This is a genomic window from Mucilaginibacter galii (genome assembly GCF_014635825.1).
Classification (GTDB): domain Bacteria; phylum Bacteroidota; class Bacteroidia; order Sphingobacteriales; family Sphingobacteriaceae; genus Mucilaginibacter; species Mucilaginibacter galii.
The window spans coordinates 997638-1018389 of sequence record NZ_BMDO01000001.1 but is presented as its reverse complement, the minus strand read 5'-3'; the positions used below and the strand labels follow the sequence as shown (position 1 = coordinate 1018389).

20 protein-coding genes are annotated in these 20752 nt (G+C 43.7%); 9 read left to right on the top strand and 11 right to left on the bottom strand.

Going from position 1 to position 20752, the window contains the following annotated elements; genetic code table 11:
• Positions 1-118: 118 nt before the first annotated feature.
• The 3 genes from IEV61_RS04420 to IEV61_RS04410 all read left to right on the top strand — a co-directional run bounded on the left by IEV61_RS04420 (position 119) and on the right by IEV61_RS04410 (position 3109).
• On the top strand, positions 119-778 hold the full coding sequence (locus IEV61_RS04420) for a DUF4159 domain-containing protein (RefSeq protein WP_188414118.1): 660 nt from the start codon (positions 119-121) through the stop codon (positions 776-778).
• Between the two features lie 104 nt (positions 779-882).
• Positions 883-2487: a CotH kinase family protein gene (locus IEV61_RS04415; protein WP_188414116.1), complete on the top strand. Its 1605-nt coding sequence runs from the start codon at positions 883-885 to the stop codon at positions 2485-2487.
• Between the two features lie 73 nt (positions 2488-2560).
• Positions 2561-3109 carry a hypothetical protein gene (locus IEV61_RS04410; RefSeq protein WP_188414114.1) on the top strand — a complete coding sequence of 183 codons (549 nt, stop codon included), beginning with the start codon at positions 2561-2563 and terminating at the stop codon, positions 3107-3109.
• Between the two features lie 80 nt (positions 3110-3189).
• Here IEV61_RS04410 and IEV61_RS04405 read toward each other — a convergent pair whose 3' ends face one another.
• Positions 3190-4788, bottom strand: a complete 1599-nt coding sequence (locus IEV61_RS04405) for an SUMF1/EgtB/PvdO family nonheme iron enzyme (protein ID WP_188414112.1) — start codon at positions 4786-4788, stop codon at positions 3190-3192.
• A 210-nt stretch (positions 4789-4998) separates the two neighbouring features.
• On the opposite strand from IEV61_RS04405, the gene porV reads away from it, so the two are divergent.
• Positions 4999-6171 (top strand): type IX secretion system outer membrane channel protein PorV, encoded by a 1173-nt coding sequence (porV, locus tag IEV61_RS04400; RefSeq protein ID WP_188414106.1) that lies wholly within the window; start codon positions 4999-5001, stop codon positions 6169-6171.
• A gap of 2 nt (positions 6172-6173) precedes the next feature.
• A complete protein-coding gene (gene ispF, locus IEV61_RS04395) occupies positions 6174-6653 on the top strand; it encodes a 2-C-methyl-D-erythritol 2,4-cyclodiphosphate synthase (RefSeq protein ID WP_188414104.1) in 480 nt (159 codons plus the stop codon).
• 142 nt (positions 6654-6795) lie between these two features.
• On the opposite strand, the gene IEV61_RS04390 is transcribed toward ispF, so the two are convergent.
• Complete coding sequence (locus IEV61_RS04390; RefSeq protein WP_188414102.1) at positions 6796-7581, bottom strand: YceI family protein; 786 nt, start codon at positions 7579-7581, stop codon at positions 6796-6798.
• Positions 7547-8584 (bottom strand): ligand-binding sensor domain-containing protein, encoded by a 1038-nt coding sequence (locus tag IEV61_RS04385; protein WP_188414099.1) that lies wholly within the window; start codon positions 8582-8584, stop codon positions 7547-7549. Before IEV61_RS04385 ends, IEV61_RS04390 begins: the two co-directional genes overlap by 35 nt.
• A gap of 142 nt (positions 8585-8726) precedes the next feature.
• Between IEV61_RS04385 and IEV61_RS04380 the strand changes: the two genes are divergently transcribed.
• Positions 8727-9587, top strand: coding sequence for a winged helix-turn-helix domain-containing protein (locus IEV61_RS04380; RefSeq protein ID WP_188414097.1), 861 nt, complete (start codon positions 8727-8729; stop codon positions 9585-9587).
• Positions 9588-9615: 28 nt separating this feature from the next.
• Here the strand turns inward: IEV61_RS04380 and IEV61_RS04375 are convergent, their stop codons facing one another.
• The 8 genes from IEV61_RS04375 to IEV61_RS04345 all read right to left on the bottom strand — a co-directional run bounded on the left by IEV61_RS04375 (position 9616) and on the right by IEV61_RS04345 (position 19160).
• Entirely contained in the window at positions 9616-12984 is a 3369-nt protein-coding gene (locus IEV61_RS04375) for a trifunctional glycoside hydrolase family 18/polysaccharide deacetylase/glycosyltransferase family 2 protein (RefSeq protein ID WP_188414095.1), read from the bottom strand.
• A 74-nt stretch (positions 12985-13058) separates the two neighbouring features.
• On the bottom strand, positions 13059-13220 hold the full coding sequence (locus IEV61_RS20845) for a FeoB-associated Cys-rich membrane protein (RefSeq protein WP_229747046.1): 162 nt from the start codon (positions 13218-13220) through the stop codon (positions 13059-13061).
• A 96-nt stretch (positions 13221-13316) separates the two neighbouring features.
• Positions 13317-14543: an ATP-grasp domain-containing protein gene (locus IEV61_RS04370; protein ID WP_188414093.1), complete on the bottom strand. Its 1227-nt coding sequence runs from the start codon at positions 14541-14543 to the stop codon at positions 13317-13319.
• Between the two features lie 166 nt (positions 14544-14709).
• Positions 14710-15543, bottom strand: coding sequence for a type 1 glutamine amidotransferase (locus IEV61_RS04365; RefSeq protein ID WP_188414091.1), 834 nt, complete (start codon positions 15541-15543; stop codon positions 14710-14712).
• Between the two features lie 5 nt (positions 15544-15548).
• A complete protein-coding gene (locus tag IEV61_RS04360; protein ID WP_188414089.1) occupies positions 15549-16646 on the bottom strand; it encodes a carboxylate-amine ligase in 1098 nt (365 codons plus the stop codon).
• Positions 16647-16649: 3 nt separating this feature from the next.
• Complete coding sequence (locus tag IEV61_RS04355) at positions 16650-17114, bottom strand: DUF4262 domain-containing protein (protein WP_188414087.1); 465 nt, start codon at positions 17112-17114, stop codon at positions 16650-16652.
• On the bottom strand, positions 17114-18340 hold the full coding sequence (locus IEV61_RS04350; protein ID WP_188414085.1) for an ATP-grasp domain-containing protein: 1227 nt from the start codon (positions 18338-18340) through the stop codon (positions 17114-17116). The genes IEV61_RS04355 and IEV61_RS04350 overlap by 1 nt, the downstream gene beginning before the upstream one ends.
• 112 nt (positions 18341-18452) lie before the next feature.
• Positions 18453-19160, bottom strand: coding sequence for an esterase family protein (locus IEV61_RS04345; protein WP_188414083.1), 708 nt, complete (start codon positions 19158-19160; stop codon positions 18453-18455).
• Between the two features lie 154 nt (positions 19161-19314).
• On the opposite strand from IEV61_RS04345, the gene IEV61_RS04340 reads away from it, so the two are divergent.
• From IEV61_RS04340 to IEV61_RS04330, 3 genes are read left to right on the top strand one after another with little or no spacing between them, the layout of a single operon-like run.
• Positions 19315-20094 carry an alpha/beta hydrolase gene (locus IEV61_RS04340; protein WP_188414081.1) on the top strand — a complete coding sequence of 260 codons (780 nt, stop codon included), beginning with the start codon at positions 19315-19317 and terminating at the stop codon, positions 20092-20094.
• Between the two features lie 44 nt (positions 20095-20138).
• Positions 20139-20360 (top strand): type II toxin-antitoxin system VapB family antitoxin, encoded by a 222-nt coding sequence (vapB, locus tag IEV61_RS04335; RefSeq protein ID WP_188414079.1) that lies wholly within the window; start codon positions 20139-20141, stop codon positions 20358-20360.
• On the top strand, positions 20360-20728 hold the full coding sequence (locus IEV61_RS04330) for a type II toxin-antitoxin system VapC family toxin (RefSeq protein ID WP_188414077.1): 369 nt from the start codon (positions 20360-20362) through the stop codon (positions 20726-20728). The genes vapB and IEV61_RS04330 overlap by 1 nt, the downstream gene beginning before the upstream one ends.
• Positions 20729-20752: the final 24 nt, after the last annotated feature.

Genomic DNA, 20752 nt, shown 5'->3' with positions numbered 1-20752 from the left:
TTACGAACTTTAATTAAATTATGTCATTGCGAGCGACAGCGTGGCAATCGCACACGCTCAGTAAGCAGTCGTTCGGTTACCACGTCATATTACTCCTCTTAATTATTTAATTAACAGCATGAAGTACAAAGCCCTATACATATGCATACTTGGCCTGCTACTCAGTAGCTACCGCCTTACGCCTACCTACACTTTAGCCCGCCTTAAGTACAACGGGGGAGGCGATTGGTATGGCGACCGCACAGCTTTGCCCAACCTTATCAAGTTTTGCAATCAAACGCTCAAAACTAATTTTATGCCCGAAGACGAGACTGTGGAGGTTGGCAGTGCCGAGTTGTTCAATTATCCTTTTGTGTTCATGACAGGGCACGGCAACGTTATCTTCTCCGATCAGGATGTGCGTAACCTGCGAAAGTATTTAACGGGCGGAGGCTTTCTGCACATTTGTGATAATTATGGGCTGGATAAATTTATCCGACCGCAAATGAAACGGGTTTTCCCTGAGCTCGACTTCGTAGAATTACCTTTAAATCATCCTATCTATCATCAGAAATTTGATTTCCCTAACGGTTTGCCCAAAATACATGAGCATGATAATAAGCGCCCGCAAGGTTTCGGTATTGTGTATAAAGGCCGGCTGGTTTGCTTTTACGATGTGGAGTGCGATTTAGGCAATGGCTGGGAAGATGCCGGCACCTACGCGGGCGATAGTCCGGAAGTACGTTCAAAGGCATTACAAATGGGGGCTAACCTGGTGCAATATGCACTTACCCAATAAGCTAAATTGCTTAATATTTAATAAGATTATAAGCCTCCGTTAAATCCAGCAATCTTCTGTAAAGTATTAGTAATTAGCTGTCTTTGTGTTTTTATCCCCTGAAAATGCTCAAAAAATATTTAGCTATTATAAGATTATTTGTGTTGGTTATGGTTGCAGCAACTGCGTTGTTTGGTTGCCGCAAATACCCCGATGCTGCAAATACTACAACCGATTCTACCAAAACTAATCCTGGCACAGGTAATGTTTCAACCGCGGCTATTACCTCGGCAAAAATTGAACTCAAAAATAATCCGGGTAAAATATCGGAAGATATTGTTTGCACCATAAACTCCAAAGATGAAATTACTGCGGTACTGCCCAATGCCGATGGCTATAGAAAACTGGTACTAACGTTTACTACAAGCACCGCAGGTACTACAGTAAAAAACCTTGATACCGTATTAGTTAGCGGCGTAACTGCAACTACTTTTAATAAGCCCATAAGCCTGGTTACGCTATCGGCCGATGGCAGCACTAAAACCTACAAGGTAATGGTGAAAATATTTACCGGTTTGCCTATCCTTAGGTTAACTACATCGGGCCCGGTAATATCAAAAGATGATTATGTAAAAGGCAGTTTAAACGTAAACCCTAACCAGGAGTTTGACCAGCCGGTTACTACTATACCATTGCAAATTAAAGGCCGTGGAAACTCTACCTGGGTTTTATACCCTAAAAAGCCATACCGCTTAAAGTTTGACACCAAGGCTGCTATGCTGGGTATGCCTGCTGCCAAAAACTGGGTACTGCTGGCTAATTACAACGATAAATCGCTTATGCGTAACCGCATTGCACTGATGCTGGGCCGCCGTTTGGGTGCCGATTTTACCTCTGATAGTCGCTTTGTGGAAGTTTACATGAACGGCGATTACATTGGCAACTATCTGTTAACCGCCCAGGTTGAAGTTAACGAGAACCGGGTTAACATTAAGGAACTCAAAACCACCAACACATCTGACGAAGACATTACCGGCGGTTACCTCCTCGAACTTGACCAGAAAAAGGACGAAACCTATTGGTTTACAACCAAACAAGGGTTACCATTTAGCGTAAAGTCGCCGGAGGATATAACACCTCAACAGTTGAAATACATAACCGGCTATATGCAGCTTACCGAGGATGCACTATTTGGTGCTAATGCCAACAACCCTGTGGATGGCTATGCTAAATACATCAATGTAGATTCGTTCCTGAAATGGTACCTGGTAGAGGAGATATTTCAAACCACCGATGCGCGTGATTACAGCAGTATATTTTACTATAAAGACCGTAACGGCAAACTGGGGATGGGACCTCTTTGGGATTTTGACACGAGCGCGGGTAACGTTGACTATACCGAAACCAAATATCCGGCGAGTTTCTGGTATATTAAATATGGTAAATGGTTTGAGCGGTTAGCCAAAGACCCGGCCTTTGCAGCTAAAGTAAAACAGCGCTGGGCACAAATTAAGGATAACGAAGTAAAGCAAATGTTTACCGATATTGATGAAACAGCCGCTTACCTCAAGCTTTCGCAGCAACGCAATTTTGTGCGCTGGCCTATATTAAACACCTATGTTTACCCAAATGCGGTAGTAACAGGCAGCTACGATAAAGAAGTAGAATATTTAAAGAGTTTCCTCACCCAGCGGGTTAACTGGATGAACGCTAACATGGTTGGCTGGTAAGAAATAATAATAACAAAAAAGGATGCTACAAAACAGCATCCTTTTTTGTTATAGTATAAACTACACCTTAGTTATGAAAGCATTATTAATTTCTGTTGTTGTTGCAGCTGTTTCGCTATGCTGCAATATGGGTGCTTCGGCACAAAAACAACCTGCTAAGCAGTCTAAATCACCTTTGCGGCCATCTGGTGTCAAAAAGATGGGTGTTAAACAAACCCTGCCTGCTATTGAAGGTACTTATAAAGCCATAGTTGTACCGGGCGATGAAAGCCAGCCTTGTAAACTCACTGTAGTTATCTATAAAAAAAATAACAAGTACCGTTATATACTTACTACCCCGGGTAAGGTAAGAAGAGGGGCCGTTACGTTATTTAAAAGTGATGACCCGAAGCAGTTTACCTGTATGATTACGCTGGAAGGCATTCAATGGGCATCGTACGAGGGCGATATTTCAAAGGTCGACGATGAGCACCCGGCGAAGGAATACGAATTACCGGTAGATATAACCATGGGTTTTATCAACAATGAGCTGGCTTTTCAAAATGATGGAAACGCCATGAACTCCTATACCGTATTAGCAGAATGCGACCAAAAGTTTGTGCACTTGGTTAAGCAAAAGTAGGCGCTATGTTAAAATACTAAGCAACAAAAAAGGGTTCTGTGTATCACAGAACCCTTTCGCTATTTTATAAGTAAACTAAGTTACTTCTTAGGCGAGTAGTTCTTAGGCTTTTTCACGCTGAAGTGAGATTTGCCGTTAGGATTAATTTCGGGTGCCCCTACCATGCTCATAGCGCAACGGAAGCCTACTTCGGCGCTCGCTTCGCCCTGGTCCATATAACGGCGGGTAGCAGGGTTTAACCACATGGCACGGTCGTTCCATGAACCGCCTTTGTATACTTTAGAATGGTCGTTTACCAAAGTGGTTACACCATAGAGGCTGTTATCAACCGAATCGGCAAAGCCACGCTGATCGGCCTTGAAAGGCTTACCGGCAATAGCGGCAGTAGTTGTACCGGCAGCAGCCGGTGGTGCTACCACAGCCGAGCTTTGACCGCCCTGCTGCTGTGCTATAAACTCGTTCCACGGAAGTTTTTTGTTTGATTTAGCCGGATCTTTAATAGTACGGCCATATTTGTCTTTAGCGTAAATGCCTTTTTCAGGGTCGGCTAAACGTTTATTGGTATACTCGTTACCGCGGAAAGGGTTAAAGTCTTCCACATCTTCAAACGTCATTTGGCGGTAAGTATCGTTTGTCCACTCGTTTACGTTGCCGGCCATGTTATACAAGCCAAAATCGTTAGGCTCATAAGAGCGTACGGGTGCGGTAATGTCGGCCTTATCGTTCAATGATCCGCCTACACCCATGTTATCACCTTCGCCACGTTTAAAGTTGGCCATGATCATACCGCGGGTACGGCGTTTAGGCGAGCGTACGCCCATGCCGTTCCATGGGTAAATTTTACCATCTTCAATGTTTTCAAACTCGGTATTACCGGCCAGGCCTAAAGCGGCATATTCCCACTCAGCCTCAGTTGGCAGGCGGTAGGCTGGTTTTAAAATGCCATCTTCCATACGTACCGACCTTGTTGCTTTGCCGTTAGCACCGGGCTTAGCATTGGGGCTCAGGTTTTTCATGGCATTTTTACCATCCTTGCCATTGTACTGGTTGTTCAGGTAAATATCGGTATCGTAAGGCTGGTCAGAACCCTTGCCGGTAGCGGCCACATCTTTCCAGCTGGCCAAACGGCCGGTTTCGCGCAGTATGTTTTCGTTAATTTGGTTGGTACGGAAAGTACAATATTCCTGTACCTGCTCCCAGGTAACACCTACAACCGGGTAATCCTGAAAAGCTGGGTGCCTCAAATAGTTGTCTACGTAAGGCTCGTTGTAGGATAGGGGGCGACGCCACACCAGAGTATCGGGAACAGCATTGTAATATAATTCCCTGTCGCCGGTATAGGTTATGCTAATGTAGTGCAGGTAATCGAGCCAGTCCTGGTTAGATACCTCGGTTTCGTCCATGTAGAACGAACCAATGGTAACCCGGCGGCGGGTATTATTATAATCATAAGTAACATCTTGTTCGGCGCTGCCGCCCAAAACAAAAGTACCGCCTTCAATAGCTATTAAACCAGGCCCTGGAGCCGGGTGTGTTTGCCTGAAACGCGTATAACCGCCATTGTACTTGTTATTGTAAACAACACCGGTTTTTTGCGACCGCATTGGCTTACTGCAACTGCTTAACAACAATCCCACACATCCTAATAGTAAAGCAGATTTAGTAAAATGCTTAATCATATTTAAAAAATTAGAAAGTAAAAATACAAAATTTATTCATACGGTAACTTGCTTCAGGTTGAAAGGTTTGGATTGGCTTTATACGTTATTCAAACTGGTTTGTTACAATGGTTCTGGTAAAAACAGGGCGCATAAAACTAAATCAAATATTTAACATGCTATGCTGAATATTCGGGTATTTATTGAAATATTTAAGGCTAATTTGCAGTAATGAAAATTTTTACGCTTTATGCCATTTGCTTTAGTTGTTTATTGAGCCCTGTGTTGCTACATGCGCAGGGAACGGTAGGTACTACCGGTACCAACACCAATGGCAGCAGCAGCAACGGCATAAATACAGCAGTACCTTTTTTAACCATAGCACCCGATTCGCGCTCGGGTGCCATGGGCGATGCCGGCGTGGCACTATCGCCCGATGTAAATGCCAACTACTGGAACCCATCAAAACTGGCTTTTATAGAGGGGCAAGACAATGTATCGCTGTCTTACAGCCCGTGGTTGCGCAACCTCATTTCTGATGTTAACCTGGCGTATTTAAGCTATGCCCGTAAAATTGACGACCGTAATACGGTAGGCGTATCCCTGCGGTACTTTAACCTCGGTAGCATTCAACTGGTAGATATTGGCCAAAACGATCAGGGTACGTACCGGCCTAATGAGCTTTCTATAGATGGTTCTTTTGCCCGCAAGTTTGGGCGTAATTTTTCATTGGGCTTAACGCTGCGCTATATACATTCGGGTTTAACTAACGGCGGAATGGTGAACGGGCAGCAAACCAGGGCGGGTAATGCGGTTGCTGCCGATGTATCGGCCTATTACCGTAAAGAAAGTTACCAGTTTGGGCGCGATGCGCTCCTGTCTTTCGGGGCCAATTTTTCTAACATCGGTACCAAAATGAGTTATACCACCAACGGTGCACAATATTTTTTACCGGCCAACATGCGCATAGGCGCGGCCGATACCTGGTACGTGGATAATTCGAGCCAGTTCACTTTAACACTCGACCTTAATAAACTGATGGTGCCCACGCCACCTATACGCAACAGCATGGGCGATATTATAAGCGGATATGATGATAACCGCTCGGTACCTGCAGGCGTGTTTGGCTCATTTGCCGATGCCCCCGGTGGTTTTAAAGAGGAGCTAAAAGAAATTAGCTACGCTGCCGGTGCCGAATATGGCTATAACAAACAGTTCTTTTTAAGATTGGGCTATTTTTACGAAAATCCATCAAAAGGTAACAGGCAGTATGGCACGCTGGGTGCAGGCTTTAAATATGACATTTTTAACCTCGATTTAGCCTACCTGGTGGCCACCCAGGAAAAAAGTCCGCTGGCTAATACCTTACGTTTCACTTTGAGCGCTAACTTTGGCGGCAGATAATTATGAGTAAACTACGTGTAGGCTTTGGTTTTGATGTACACCAGCTAAAAGAAGAACATCCATTTGTTATGGGCGGCGTTACGCTGCCGCACCACTCGGGCGCCTTTGGCCACTCAGATGCTGATGTGATAGTACACGCCATTTGCGACGGACTGCTGGGTGCAGCCAACCTGCGCGATATTGGCTACCACTTTTCTAACACCGACGAACGCTGGCGCGGTATAAGCAGTTTAATATTGCTGCAGCACGTGGTAGAACTACTAAAAGAAAAGGGCTGGAGTATTGGCAATATAGATGCCATGATATGTTTGGAAGCCCCCAAGATCAACCCGCATATACCGGCCATGAAAGTGAACATTGCACAGGCAGCAGGTATAAGTGAAGAGGACATCTCCATTAAAGCTACCACCAACGAGCAAATGGGCTTTATAGGCCGGGGCGAAGGTGTGGTAGCTTACGCAGTGTGTTTGATAGAGAAGTAAGAAGCCTCTCCCAAACCCTCCCCGGGAGGGAGGGCTTTGAATTTTTAGTTTCAGGAAAGCAACTATATACTCATTCAGCAGTGTAGATTAAATAGTTCATTAAAAAGTTTCTAAAAATTCAAAATATCATTCCTTCACACATTTAACGCAAATCAGGTGTTTGTTTTTTTGCGATGATATGAATATAGAATTTAATAGAATCTGACATGGTTTGATTGGCTAAATTATTATAGAATTTTGCCGATTTATATCGGACATCCCATTTTGTCCGATCAATCACCAGTTGGGCATTCGCAGTTACCATTCCGTTTTTAACCTTTATTTTGGCCGGAAAAGTAACTGCGTGTGTAATACCTTTAATGGTTAGGTCTCCTGTAACTTTCCTGTCTTCTCCATTTACTAACGCAACGCCGGTAATAACAATGGTAGAAAAAGGAAATCTTTTGGTGTCGAAAAAATCAGGGTCTTTTAAGTGATTAACAAGTTTATTGTCGCTGCCATGGTTTTTATCTTCAATGGTATTCATGCCCACTTCTATGGTGCCACTTTTAACCTGACCGTTTTCAACCATTAATTCTCCATTAGAGATATAAATGTACCCTGTTTGGGTATTTATTAAACCGTTTAGTGAAGCACCTTGCCAGGTTAAAAAACTTGCTTTTGTATCTATCAGCATGTATTTTTTATTCTTCACATGTAAGGCCGGGGAGCTTGCCGGTAAATTCTTTTTATTATCCTCTTTTACGGGTTCATAGCAACTGAATACCATAGGGATGATGATCAATAGCAAATAATTGATTGATGGTTTGTTGTTCATGATGCAGGAATAAATTTGATCGGTAATAATTGACAAGTAGTTTAAAATAAAGCAATACGCTTTATGACTGACTCTTTCATTTTTTAAAGTCTGTAATGGTTTTTCCATCATAATGATACACGCCGTTCATAGAACCAAACCAGATACTTCCATCGCTGGCTTCCGTAAGCCCGCAAAGCATTTTTTCTATTGACATGATCTCGGTTACAACCGGTTTTTTACTGTAGAGCGACTTTTGATCGTAGCGTGAGAGTGTCCAGGTTCCAACCCCATTAGGGTTTAAGCTACCTGTGGTCCATATATTTCCTTTTTTATCTTCGATGATAGCAGAAGCTCCTCTTTTTGCTACCAGGGTGAAGGCACTGCCGTCGTAGCGCCAAAGACCAGGTGAAACAACCAGCGTATTACCTTTTTTGTCCTCAACTATCGACGCACCGAACCAGATATTGCCTTTTTTATCTTCAATTATCGACCATACATTGTAAAAGGCCTTGCCATCTTTATTTCTGAAAACCGTAAATGCTTGTCCATCAAAATAACAAGCGTCACCACCTGTGCCGAACCAAAATTTACCGGTTTTGTCTTCAAGAATTGTATGAATGCTATTATTGGAAAGCCCTTCTTGTGTCGTATAGTTTTTAAAAGATTTCCCATCATAGCGGCTTACCCCACCTCCGGTGCCAAACCAAATAATGCCGGCGCTATCTTCATAAATACAAATCACCGCGTTGCTGGCCATTCCCTCGCTGGTTGTAAAATGTTGAAACGACTTTCCGTTGTAACAATAAACCCCCGAATCGGTAGTGCTGAACCAAAGGTTTCCGTGTCTGTCTTCCAAAACATTCCAAAACCTGTGCAAGCCTAACTTGCTGGTGAGATTAGTAAAAGATTTTCCATCGTAGCGTAAGACCCCTGTAAACATTGCAGCAATTAAAATGTGCCCGTTGCTGTCTTCTTTAACATTACGAACCATGGTGTTAGGCCCGTATGAAGTTACGGTATCTTTAGTTTGGTGTGTGATAATGCTTTTTAGTGTATCAATTCTGCCTTGTGCTGTACATGGTGAGCAAAAAATGAACGATAAAAGCAGGGCATACAGGTGTATGTATTTCATAGGTTAATTGAGTGGAATTGTTTCGGCAAACCTAAGGCACATGGAGTATGAGGTGTTAGTAAAATAGTGTAAAATGAATTGTAAAAAGTGCAAAATCGACTATACTACATAACGCAGCAGTAGATAATTTATACTTTTACATATGACGTTGAAGCCTCTGTTTCTTTATACTGCCGCTTTCCTCCTTGTAGTTACTTCGTTATTTATATATCTGCATTTTGAGAAAACTGATTTTGCATCTGCAAGAAAGATCATTGTGATGAGGAATATAGGGCATGAGGTTTTATTAAGTGCGGGCGATAGCAGTTCGAGAGTTTTACCGGTTAACAAAACAGCCGATGATCAATATCTGATCACCTTTGGGAACGCCTTTCAATTTACGCCAGATTCTGTTATAAGAATTATAAGGCAAGCGGTAGCTGCAAATAATTTACCATCTGATTATGTTGTTAATGTTGTAGAATCCGAAAAAAATCAGGTAGTATTCGGGTTTGCAATCCTCCAAACAGAGAAAACCAGCATAGTGCCCTGTAAAGGCAGGAAACAGCCTAAAGCACGTTATTTAATTAATATCGCTTTCCGCGATACTGCCCTTAGTAAGGTAAACAAAAACTATATTGTAGGAGCCGGTGGTAGCTTAGCGGTATTAACGCTCATTTTTTCGGGGCTGAAAATCAATTATAGACAAAACACAACTCACCTTATTGAAGAGAAAGGCTTAGTAGCTACTTATGAAGTAATTGCTATTGGTAATTATTGGTTTTATACAGATGACCAATATCTTACTTATAATAAGGAACAAACCTTACTCTCCGATAAGGAATCAAAAATGTTATACATTTTGGCAAGAAAGCCCAATGTGCTTGTAGAGAGAGGCGAACTTCAAAAAGTTTGGGAAGATGAAGGCGTAATTGTTAGTCGAAGTTTAGATATGTTTATATCTAAACTTCGAAAAAAACTGGAGAATGATCCCAATGTACGACTCGTTAATGTTCATGGCTGAGGCTACAAGCTGGAAACGCTTGAAAAATTTATTTAGCAGTTTGGTCTTCCATTTTTACATTACCTGTGCGCTTCAAGTTGCCCCAGCCGCTATGCTGGCCTTTTAGGGCACGGCGTAACGATTTAAAGAGGATATAGTACATCAACTGGCGCCATACAAAACGCTGCGGAATGATGTAGATCAGCTTGCGGTAATCTTCTTTCTCCATCTTAAAGGCTATTACGGCTACGATCATATCTATGAGGATAAAGGCCAGGTAAAAGGCAAATATCTTTTCAGGATGGTCGCTAAAGAAGCCGGCTATCATCATCAGATCGGCCAAGGGAGAGAACAGCGGTAAGATGATCTGGAAAATGAGAATGTTAGGCATACCCACCATGCCAAAGAAGCTGTATTTGCGGTTAAATAAAGCATCGCGGTTCTTCCAAAAGCTCTGCATTACGCCAAAACTCCACCTGAAACGTTGTTTTAACAGCATGTTAATGGTTTCCGGGGCTTCGGTATAAGCAATAGCCTCGCCCGCATTGCGAATAATATAGCCTTGTTTAAGTATGCGCATGGTCAAATCGCAATCTTCGGCCAGAGTATCGGTGGTAAAGCCGCCCGCCTTAAATATTGCTTCCTTACGGAAAGCCCCGATAGCGCCGGGAACTACGGTAATGCTGTTCAATAAATCGAATGCCCGGCGGTCCATATTTTGGGCGGTAATGTACTCAATAGACTGCCAACGGGTAATCATGTTCGTTTCGTTACCCACCTTCACCGTACCTGCTACGGCGCCAATTTCATCATCGGTAAAGTAGGCCATGAGGTGAATAATAGCGTCGTCTTTCAGCAGTGTATCGGCATCAATACAAACTACGTAATCATACTGTGCCTGTGCAATGCCAAAGTTAAGCGCCGATGCCTTGCCTCCGTTTGGCTTGGTTAGAACCTTAACCATAGGGTGGTTTTGGTAAGCAGTGTTTACCACCTCAAAGGTCTTATCTTTCGATCCATCGTCAATAAACAGGATCTCCATGGTAGGGTATTCCAGTTTAAGCAAGCTTTGGATGGTTTTAATGGCTGTTACTTCCTCATTATAAGCCGGTACAATAATGCTCACCGGCGGCAAACTGGCTATGTCAATGTTGTGATCGGGCGCTTTTTTGTTCAGCGCAAATTGTCTTGAAGCCAATATACCGATCAGTATGATACGGCCTACCGCTAAAAATATAGCCGATAAAAACAGGTATAAAATAAACCAGTTTCCATAGAACAGGCCTGCATTAAACCAGTCATACAACTGGCCGGTAATGCCACTGTTGGCATCATCGGTTACGGGCGGCATCAGGTCGGCTTTCTTTTTGTGCAATATATCGGCAATGGTGGTAAACTCGTAGCCATGCGTTTTAAAGTACTGGATAATGCGTGGCAGGGCTTTAATGGTTTCCTCGCGGGTATCGCCCCCGGCATCATGCAGCAGCAGCATGGTGCCGTTTTTTGCCTGGGCAATGGTACGTGCTACAATGCTATCGGCGGTTACACCGGGTTCCCAATCGTGCGGATCAATAAACTCACCAATATTGATGTAGTTCTCCTTACGGCTTTGGGCCACTGGGATAATCTCGGCCAGGGTTTGCGGCTCGGCATCGGCATTGAAGGGCGCACGGAACAGGATGGTGCTATGCCCGGTAATGGACTCAATGAGCTTACGTGTAGAGTTGAGTTCCAAACTCACCCGTTGAAGACTGATCTGCGATATATCGGGGTGAAAAAAGGTGTGGTTGCCTATCTCGTAACCTTCATCGTAAATGCGACGTAACAGCGGCATGTTCTTCTCTACCATAGAGCCTACCACAAAAAAGGAGGCCGGTACTTTCTCCTTTTTCAGGATGTCGAGGATGCGCGGCGTATAGCTCGGATCCGGGCCATCATCAAAAGTCAGTACAATTTTGTTGGGCGAGTAGCCGTACCGCCTGATCACGTACTTGGTAGGTAGTTTTTCGTACTTTTCGTCGGTAATTCTGAAGTTTTTTGAATCAAAATCTATATTTATCAAACCGGGATTTGGGGTAGTGATCAAATCCAGCACTTCACCATCGCCCACGTAATCGGGCTTATCGCTCAAGCCAACGGTCGAAAATCTTTTAAGATCGATACCGGTTTTGCGCAGTGAATCGGTAGATAAATTCTTTTGAAAGAACGACCAAAGCCTGGGGTCTTCAAAGCCTAAACGCCACAGGGCCACACCGCCTGTAGCCCAATCATCAGCCATGCGGATAATGTTGAAATTGGTAACGGCATCGGCAAAATATACGGTATGGTTCAGGGTATCAGCACCTTTGTAGGTAAACTTGAGGTTAGCCGATTCGGGGTCGAATAAAATTTTACTTGAATTTTCTTTGGCCGTACTCACCGCCTGCTGGTAGCCCATAGGCTGGCCCAAACGGCTTTCGGCCCAATCAAAGCCACCGCCTACAATGGTCAATATGACTTTGTTGCTGGGTATTTGCTGGCAAACATTATCCAGTATTTCTTCTACCCAGTGCTGGTGCGACACCTCACCTGCATTACTGCTCTCGTTGTGCTGGTCAATAGCCATTACAAACAGGTAATCGTTCACTTTTTGCAAGCGTGGCAGGTTGTACTCATCATCCTCGGGCCAAACGCTTTGGGTTACCAAAAAGCCTTGACTATGCAGGGTATTGTACAGTTCCTGCTGAAAAGCCACGTAAGCAGGTGCATTACGATCGCTGATATCGTCGAAGTTAAGATCGAGTCCGCGCAGCTTGTATTTGGTTAAATTGGCGGCAATATTATTGATGAAAGCCGTGCGGCGTTTAGGATTTTTAATAATAGCCTCTACCGTTTTACGATCAAATCGGCCCGAAACATTACTGGTATTAATGTAGTTGGTTAACCTAACAATGATGGGTTTTTTGTACTTCTTGTTGAGGTTCATCAAACCGGTATCCAGGCTTACGGTCAAACTATCGGCATTGGGCGTTATGCGAAAACCCTCGCTCACGATCATGTCTAACCGGGCAATATGATCTAACAAGGAATTGTACGCCTGCGGTTCCCAGGCGAGATAAAAGCCCACATTAATACGGTTTGCGTTGTTTGGGTGCTTAAGCTGGTGCTGGCGTAATGCCCTTTGTATTTGCTTAATGCGGTTGCGTTCAACCACAAAATCGCGGTATTTGGTAGACCGTTTTAAACGGTTAAGTTCTTCGTTAGTTAACTTCTTTTGTGTAGGAATAAGGTTAGGAAGGTCGGGGTATTGTTTAGAAGTAACCGTAATGGCCGCGGCCACCACGCCACTGATAAGGACGAGTATAAATATGCGGCTCAACCATTTAAAGCTGGTCCATCGTTTGGAATTTTCGGCTTGAAATATTTGTTTATTGGGCATTAAATAATTGCTTAGTTCTGCGTAACAAAACTAACACTTTTAAACTACATGGAGCATTAGAAGGTGATTAGAGATTAGGAGCGGGGCTTGCCAGGATCAACGTTTGAAAAATCGACACCACATTTACAATTAGAACCACATCCTTTTTTAACGAATAGGCTTTGGTACGCCATGCGGCCCACGTAAAAAACCGCAGCGGCAAAAAGCAATACAATAACTATCGTTTGAAAATTCATCATACAAAAATACCGATTGTAATATAATTCAGACGTAAAAAAAGAAGCCCCCTCTAAATCTCCCCCGGTAGGGGAGACTTTACAGATAGCCGGCTTTTAAAGTCCTCCCTCCCGGGGAGGGTTTGGGAGGGGCTTCGGCATCAACGCAGTGGTGCCGCCTACCCAGTCAAATTCTTTGTTGTAGCGTACCCCTATCATTTTGCCACGGCTTAAACGAGCCAAATTAATGGCTAATGTTGGTTGGGCATCGCCATTAGGCCATAGGTAGAGTAATCTTATTTCGGCCTTAACGCCACCATCGGGCGCTTGTATTACCGGCTCGTAATTTACTTTTTCTTGTAGTATCCAGTTTTCGGGGTCTTTAATAGCCGCTACATCTTCGTTGGTTACTTCAATAATAACCCCCTGCCCGGCAAAAGAGAAAAGGGGCTTTAATACATAGTTTTCCAAATCTGCCGGTATCTCGCGCAACTCATGTAAAAAGTATGTTTTTGGAATAGCTTCGCCATGTAAAAATGGCATGGTAAACTTGCTGACGCGGTAAAACCAATTGGGATGGGTTATCCATTCAATATCTAAAGGCTGACGAATGTCTACCTGGTTTTGGAGCGGATCATCGCCCGTGTCTATCTCATCAAATATAAGGCGGTTGTAAATGCGCTTAATGAGCTTGTCTTCACCATCACTTTCATAAAATAGTTGATCGCCTTTCTGCTTTAGCTCATCAAGACCAATAATAGGGATGCCCAGGTACTTTTGCGTGATGAAAAAATCGATAGCTGTTTTTTGCTCTTGTGCATTAACATCCATTAATACCACTTCATGCGGCTCATAAGAGCCAAGTATAGTTTTTTTGAGCAGAGCGATGTAGGTGGCTTTATCCATGCCACCGTAGTAACCTGTCCAACTGGTATTAATATCAAACACCTCGCTATAGGTATCATCTAAAAACGATTGGAAGCCATACAGTGAAGGAAAGCCTTGCAGTTCTATCAGTTTGGGGACGATGTTGCCGGCCTCATCTTTACAAATGCCAAAATCGAGGGCTATAAAATGAGGATGGTCATTTTCATTTGCTACGCGCCATTTTTGGGGAATGGCACGTTCGGTAAGTGCCTTAAAATTGGGTTGAAGAATAGTTTGTAAAATGTCTTCCCCCGCAGCAATCAACTGGTCACGAAAATCAGCAGTCAGGAATATCGGTGTTTCGGCTACGCGAAAAGCGACGTCATGAGGCAAGCCCTGATTAAGCTGCTTTAAAAACTGCTGATATTTTTCGGCGGTGAAATTAGCGTTAAAGGTGCTGCGTGCTGATGAATGCATGGTTGGATAACTCTATTTTAATTGTCATGTTGAGCTTGTCGAAACTTTCGCCACTTTGCTAAGCCTTCGACAAGCTCAACATGACAAGTTGTTTATATTCTTGTCAGTCTGAACTGGTCGAAACATTCGCCGTCTTGCTAAATGTTTAACAGGCGATACGACACCATTAAGCTTCCTGAAAACTTAAAATAGCCTGATCTAAAAAGTTGGGAATAATGGTAATTTCGGTAAGCATGATCATGTCCGGGTCTTCAAGCCGTTCAAGCATTTCTATGTACTTCTGTTCGCCATGTTCATCTACCACTTCCTGCTTTTTCTCATCGGTAATGAGGTATGCCCGCATGCCAAACGGATCGGCCTCGGGATGAAACTGGGTGCCTATGAAGCACTCGTTAAAGCGTATAGCCATCAAAGCACGAGGTAGGTCTACATGGGGGCGTTCTTTTTCAATCGCTAATAATGCGGCACCTTTTGCTTTCAGCTGTTCGTTATCGGCGTTCACTACTTGCCACGAGCGTGAATCTACCGCAAAAAACGGATCAGTCAATCCCTCGAAGATCTGCTCAAATAAACCATGCTCGGTAACATGCACCGGCAAAACTCCAAAAGATGGCGAACGGCGTAGGTTCACTGCACCTAAACCCATTCTGCGGCACATTAACTGAAAAGAGTGGCATATAAAAAATACATGCTTTTTAGGCCCTGCTGCGCTTTGATTGTGTGCCTCCAGGGCATCTATCAGTTCAAAATACTTGTCATCCCAAACAGTACCCTCACTTTCCAGCGGGTCGCCTGGGCCACCGCTCGATATGTAAATATCAAACTCGGTGCCTGGTACTTCTTCCTTTTGGCGTACATCAAAAACCTTATAGGTGAGGTTAAGGTCGTTTACCTCGCGGTAGCGGGCTATAATATCTAAAATACAGCGCATGCCTTGGTTGGCTACGCCATTATAAAGGTCTAATACGGCTACTTTAATTTCTTGCTTATCTGTTGTCATCTTCTCTAAATCCCTTTCAATGTTTGCGAGGTAATAAAATCTACCACGTCTTCAAAGTTGCCTTTTTGCTGATAAATGGCCAGCTGGCGGTCGGCCCCGGTGCCGTGTTCTAATATGTGGTGTATGTATTGCAGGTCTTCGCGGCAGCCCAGTTCGTCTACCACATCATCTACAAAATCTAATAACTCCAAAATGAGCGCCCTGGTATTTACTTCCTGTTGTTTGCCAAAATCTATCAATTTACCATCTATACCATAACGCGCTGCACGCCATTTATTTTCGTTAATAAGTGCCCGCGGGTAGGTAATAAACTTCATATTTTGCAGGCGAAGCTTGTACAGCTTGGCGCACAAGGCTTGGAAAAGTGCGGTAAAAGCAATGGTTTCATCAACCAGCATAGGGCAGTCGCAAATGCGGAACTCTATAGTTTCGTAAAATGGATGCACGCGGATATCCCACCAAATTTTCTTGGCATTATCTATACAGTTGGTTTTTACCAGCAGCTTAATGTAATTATCGTACTCCTCAATACTGCTAAAGGCATCGGGTATGCCGGTGCGCGGAAACTTATCGAACACTTTGGTGCGGAAAGATTTGTAGCCTGTGTTGCGGCCCTCCCAAAAGGGTGAATTGGCACTTAACGCAAACACATGAGGTAAAAAATAACGCACCTGGTTGGCGATGTGGATGGCCATTTCGCGCGATTGGATGCCCACGTGTACATGCAAACCAAAAATAAGGTTAGAGCGGGCGGCATCCTGCAGTTCATCTACAATTTCGCTGTAACGGGGGTGCTCGGTAATAAGCTGGCCTGCCCAGTGCGAAAAGGGATGGGTACCGGCGGCGCCAATACGCAAACCCATATCGCCGGCCAGTTGAGCAACGGTGAGGCGCAGTTTGCTTACCTCTTTGCGCGCTTCTTCGGTATTGCGGCAAATGTGGGTGCCTACCTCTACCACGGCCTGGTGCATTTCGGCCTTTACCTGGTCTTCGTGTATGCGCTGTGCCGCATCCACAATTTTTTGCTCATGCGATTTTAGCTCCCTTGTTACAGGGTCTATCACCATAAACTCTTCCTCAACCCCAATGGTAAACTCGTTCATCGCTTAAATATTTAATGGCCCTAATATGGGTTGTGTTTGTTTCAATCTTTCGGGCCAGCCATCCTGCCACGGATAAACGCCTTTTGTTGTTGGGTATATGCACTGCAACACCGGGAAATCATTGCCCTTGTAAAACCAGTGCGCATAACCCAGGTAATCGGCATAATTGGTTTTATCAACGGGTATAAAATAGCATTCAAAACCCTCTAAAATATCGGGAGAGTAGGTAAACGGCTCAAACCGTTTACCGCTTTTAATAGCTTCCCCAATATCATTAATCAAAGAATGAATGAGCTCCTGCTGCAACCCGATAAATATAATTTCGGGATGCTTAAAATTATGAAATAAACCAATAGAAAAGCCAAAGCCGGGGCCTTTATCATCGGCCAGTACATGAACAATATGTAAGCCATATTGCTCAATGTCGCTTAATACCTGCTTGTCACCATCGGTTAATTCCTTGTCCATTATCCTTTTTTCTTAGCTGGTTTCTTTGCTTTTTCTTTAGGCTCTTCAGCTTTTACGGCTGGTTGTTTAGCCGCTTTTGCTTTAGGCTCAGGCTTTGCTTCAGTCACCGGCTTAGTCGCCGGAGTTGCTTTTGCCGCTGTAGTAGTTTTAGCCTTTTTGGGTTTTTCTGCTACCGGCTCTGGCTTTGCTTCTTCGGTAATAGGATGATCTATAGCTCCAACGGTTACATCTTTTTTGGTAGCGGCAGGTTGCTTTGCAACTTTTGGCGCAATAGCAATCGGGGTTTTAGATAAAGAACCCTTTACATACTGGCCCCAGGTAAGGTTATCTACGCCGTCTTTTTGTTCCTGAGCACGCTCAATGGCATAGCTGGCGGCAGTTTCAACTACCCAGTCAAAATTTTCCTGGCCTACGCTGTTTACATCGGCATCTGGGGCCGGGTTGCAAAAGTCTATAGCGTATGGTATACCATCGCGAACGGCAAACTCCACGGTGTTAAAATCGTAGCCTAAGTATTGATTTAGCTTAAGCACGTAATCGGTAATGGTATCGAGCATTTTTTTAGAAGCCGGGGCTTTACCATGCTCGTAGCGCAGGTGGTGCGGGTTGCGGGGTTCGTACTGCATAATGCGTACGTGTTTGCCGCCAATGCAATAGCAACGAAAATAGTCATCAAAAATAATTTCTTCCTGTAGTAGCATGACCAGTTGATTGGTTTGGTCATACTTTTCCCACAGGTCTTCTTTGTTTTCCACTTTGTAAACATCGCGCCAGCCGCCACCATCAAATGGTTTCATATAGGCAGGGAAACCTACATAATCAAATATACCATCCCAATCCAGTGGGTAGGCTAAATTGCGGAACGACTGATCGGTAGTGCCGGTAGGGTGTTCTTTTGAAGGCAGCAATACTGTTTTAGGAACAGGGACGCCTAATTTTACCGCCAGTGCATTATTGAAAAATTTCTCATCGGCGCTCCACCAAAAAGGGTTGTTAATTACGGCTGTGCCTGATATAGCTGCATTTTTTAAAGCGGCGCGGTAGAAAGGAACATCCTGCGATATGCGATCCACAATAACGGCGTAATCTAATGGTTCACCCTGCATTACCTTATCCAGGCGCACAAATTCGGCGGTAATGCCTTCAATGTTTTTCTCGTTAATGCGGTCTATAAAGGCTTGCGGAAATGTATTTTCCTGTCCAAATAAAATGCCTATTTTTTTCATAGTCGTTATAGTTAGTTGTTGTATTCAGTTGTCTGTATTCGGTTGTCAGTTGCCTGATTATCTTGGTTCTCTATTCTTGATACTGTACTCTATATTCCCGACTCTCCGCGCTCTATTTAATAGTTGATAAATAATGCGGGAACATCTCTTTCCATATGGGCCAGTCGTGGCGGGCAAAGGGCCTTACATCCAGCCAATGATTAATATGCTTTTGGTTTAAAATGTTCGACAAATCATAATTATAACCCTTGCAAATATCATGCTCTGATGTACCTAAGATAATGTTCATATGCCACAAGGCCGGATTATTGCTGCCGGGCAAATAGTCTACTGGGTTGTTATAGAATATATTATCATCATAATAATTGCCGGTAAACATCTTGATATTAAAAGCGCCGCCCATGCTAAACAAGTGTCCTACCTGTTCGGGGTGCTTAAACGCATAATTGCCTGCATGATAGCCGCCAAAGCTGCAACCGGCCACGGCTACTTTGCCTACACCGGTTTCGTGCATGGCCCAGGGCACTACTTCGTTATGCAGCATATTGTCGTAAGCCATATGGGTACGGGCCTTATCTGCCGGGTGAATGCTCTTATTATACCAGCTTTGCGTGTCTATAGAATCGGGGCAGTAAATTTTAACCAATCCGTTATCTACAAACCAGCGCACGCTGTCTATCAAACCAAAATCTTTGTTTTGATAATAGCGCCCCATAGAGGTGGGGAACAGGATAACCGGGTAGCCGCGGGTGCCGAAAACCAGCATTTCCATGTTTCGGCTGAGGCTTTGCGAGTACCAGCGATGATATTGTTCAGTCAAAATAATGTTTTATTAAACTTTAAGGGGTAAGATAGGAGGTTTGTTTTATTTAGACAACATTAAGAGCAAGAATTGTGTATAAGTGGTAAAAGGCCGTATTTTTGTTGCCTTTATTATAAAAGCAGGCATTTGCACCGTCTGTATAACTATTGCTATGTCTGTAACTGAATCTACGCTTACCATCACCTCGGCTTTGCTTGAACGCGAGGTAACCTGCACTGTGTTTTTGCCCAAAGGTGTTACGCCTCAAAGCCTGCTGCTACTTAACGACGGACAGGATGCAGAAAACCTGCACCTGAAAGAAACGCTTGAACACCAGTATGAGCGTTTAGGTATTGACCCTTTGTTGGTAATTGCTATACACGCCGGCGAAGAACGCATACAGGAATACGGCGTTGCCGGCCAGCCTGATTTTAAGGAGCGAGGAGCTAAGGCTAACTTATATACTGAGTTTATTGTGGACGAATTGCTGCCCACCGTGTATAAGGAAACTGGCTTTCAAAATTTCAAAACCACCGCTTACGCAGGTTTTTCGCTGGGGGGATTATCGGCTCTGGATATTGCCTGGCATCATGCCGATATCTTCAATAAAGTAGGTGTGTTTTCCGGCTCGTTTTGGTGGCGTATTAAAGATCTGGCGGATGGTTATACTGATAACGACCGCATTGCGCATAGTATGATTAGTTCGGCTGTAGAAAAGCCTGACCTGAAATTCTGGTTTCAAACGGGTACCCACGATGAGATAGCCGACCGCAACAAAAACGGCATCATAGATTCTATTGACGATACCATAGATCTGATCAAAGTGCTGGAGACTAAGAGTTACACCCGCCCTCATGATATACATTACATAGAACTGGTAGGAGGGGAACACAACCCGGCTACCTGGGGTAAAGCAATGCCTAAGTTTTTGTGCTGGGCGTTTGGGAGTTAGGTGCGGTTTTTGTAAATTAGTAAATCATTAATAATTGCGAAAAGATGATAAGCACAACCTTAATAGAAAAGCTGGAGCAGTTATCGCCCGAACTTCAACGAAAGATTGAGGATGAAGTGGATGTGTTGTTAGTCGAAAAAAAACGAGGATCAAATGATTTATTGGAGGAGCCCAATATAGGGAGAGGCTATGGTAGCATGAAGAATAAAATTTGGATGGCTGACGATTTTGATGCACCACTTGACGGCTTTAAGGAATACATTTAATGGAATTGTTGTTGGATACGCATGCATTATTGTGGTTTCAAAGCTCTGATCCAAAGCTGTCACGTAAAGCATTAGAACAGATCAGTAATCCGGGAAACACTTGTTTTATAAGCGTAGCATCTTTATGGGAAATATCCATTAAACTGAGTATAGATAAATTAGTTATCACTGATGGCTATCAATATTTCTATGATAGTCTTATTGCTTACGATTTTAAAGTTATAGATATAAAAAATGGACACTTAGTGCTATTACAAACACTCCCTCACCACCACGGAGATCCCTTTGACCTCTTGCTTATAGCTCAGGCTATTACTGAAGACCTCACCATCATCTCGGCCAATCGTCATTTAATGCTTACCCGGTAAACGTTAGCTGGTAATAATCAACTA

Bases quoted from the DNA above. Each gene is read 5' to 3' on its own strand.
- IEV61_RS04360 (WP_188414089.1), bottom strand. From the start codon at position 16,646: ATGAACGAGTTTACCATTGGGGTTGAGGAAGAGTTTATGGTGATAGAC.
- porV (WP_188414106.1), top strand. From the start codon at position 4,999: ATGAAAATTTTTACGCTTTATGCCATTTGCTTTAGTTGTTTATTGAGC.
- IEV61_RS04375 (WP_188414095.1), bottom strand. From the start codon at position 12,984: ATGCCCAATAAACAAATATTTCAAGCCGAAAATTCCAAACGATGGACC.
- IEV61_RS04340 (WP_188414081.1), top strand. From the start codon at position 19,315: ATGTCTGTAACTGAATCTACGCTTACCATCACCTCGGCTTTGCTTGAA.
- IEV61_RS04415 (WP_188414116.1), top strand. From the start codon at position 883: ATGCTCAAAAAATATTTAGCTATTATAAGATTATTTGTGTTGGTTATG.
- IEV61_RS04420 (WP_188414118.1), top strand. From the start codon at position 119: ATGAAGTACAAAGCCCTATACATATGCATACTTGGCCTGCTACTCAGT.
- ispF (WP_188414104.1), top strand. From the start codon at position 6,174: ATGAGTAAACTACGTGTAGGCTTTGGTTTTGATGTACACCAGCTAAAA.
- IEV61_RS04350 (WP_188414085.1), bottom strand. From the start codon at position 18,340: ATGAAAAAAATAGGCATTTTATTTGGACAGGAAAATACATTTCCGCAA.
- IEV61_RS04390 (WP_188414102.1), bottom strand. From the start codon at position 7,581: ATGATGGAAAAACCATTACAGACTTTAAAAAATGAAAGAGTCAGTCAT.
- IEV61_RS04410 (WP_188414114.1), top strand. From the start codon at position 2,561: ATGAAAGCATTATTAATTTCTGTTGTTGTTGCAGCTGTTTCGCTATGC.
- IEV61_RS04405 (WP_188414112.1), bottom strand. From the start codon at position 4,788: ATGATTAAGCATTTTACTAAATCTGCTTTACTATTAGGATGTGTGGGA.
- IEV61_RS04370 (WP_188414093.1), bottom strand. From the start codon at position 14,543: ATGCATTCATCAGCACGCAGCACCTTTAACGCTAATTTCACCGCCGAA.
- IEV61_RS04355 (WP_188414087.1), bottom strand. From the start codon at position 17,114: ATGGACAAGGAATTAACCGATGGTGACAAGCAGGTATTAAGCGACATT.
- vapB (WP_188414079.1), top strand. From the start codon at position 20,139: ATGATAAGCACAACCTTAATAGAAAAGCTGGAGCAGTTATCGCCCGAA.
- IEV61_RS04365 (WP_188414091.1), bottom strand. From the start codon at position 15,543: ATGACAACAGATAAGCAAGAAATTAAAGTAGCCGTATTAGACCTTTAT.
- IEV61_RS04380 (WP_188414097.1), top strand. From the start codon at position 8,727: ATGACGTTGAAGCCTCTGTTTCTTTATACTGCCGCTTTCCTCCTTGTA.
- IEV61_RS04385 (WP_188414099.1), bottom strand. From the start codon at position 8,584: ATGAAATACATACACCTGTATGCCCTGCTTTTATCGTTCATTTTTTGC.
- IEV61_RS04330 (WP_188414077.1), top strand. From the start codon at position 20,360: ATGGAATTGTTGTTGGATACGCATGCATTATTGTGGTTTCAAAGCTCT.
- IEV61_RS20845 (WP_229747046.1), bottom strand. From the start codon at position 13,220: ATGAATTTTCAAACGATAGTTATTGTATTGCTTTTTGCCGCTGCGGTT.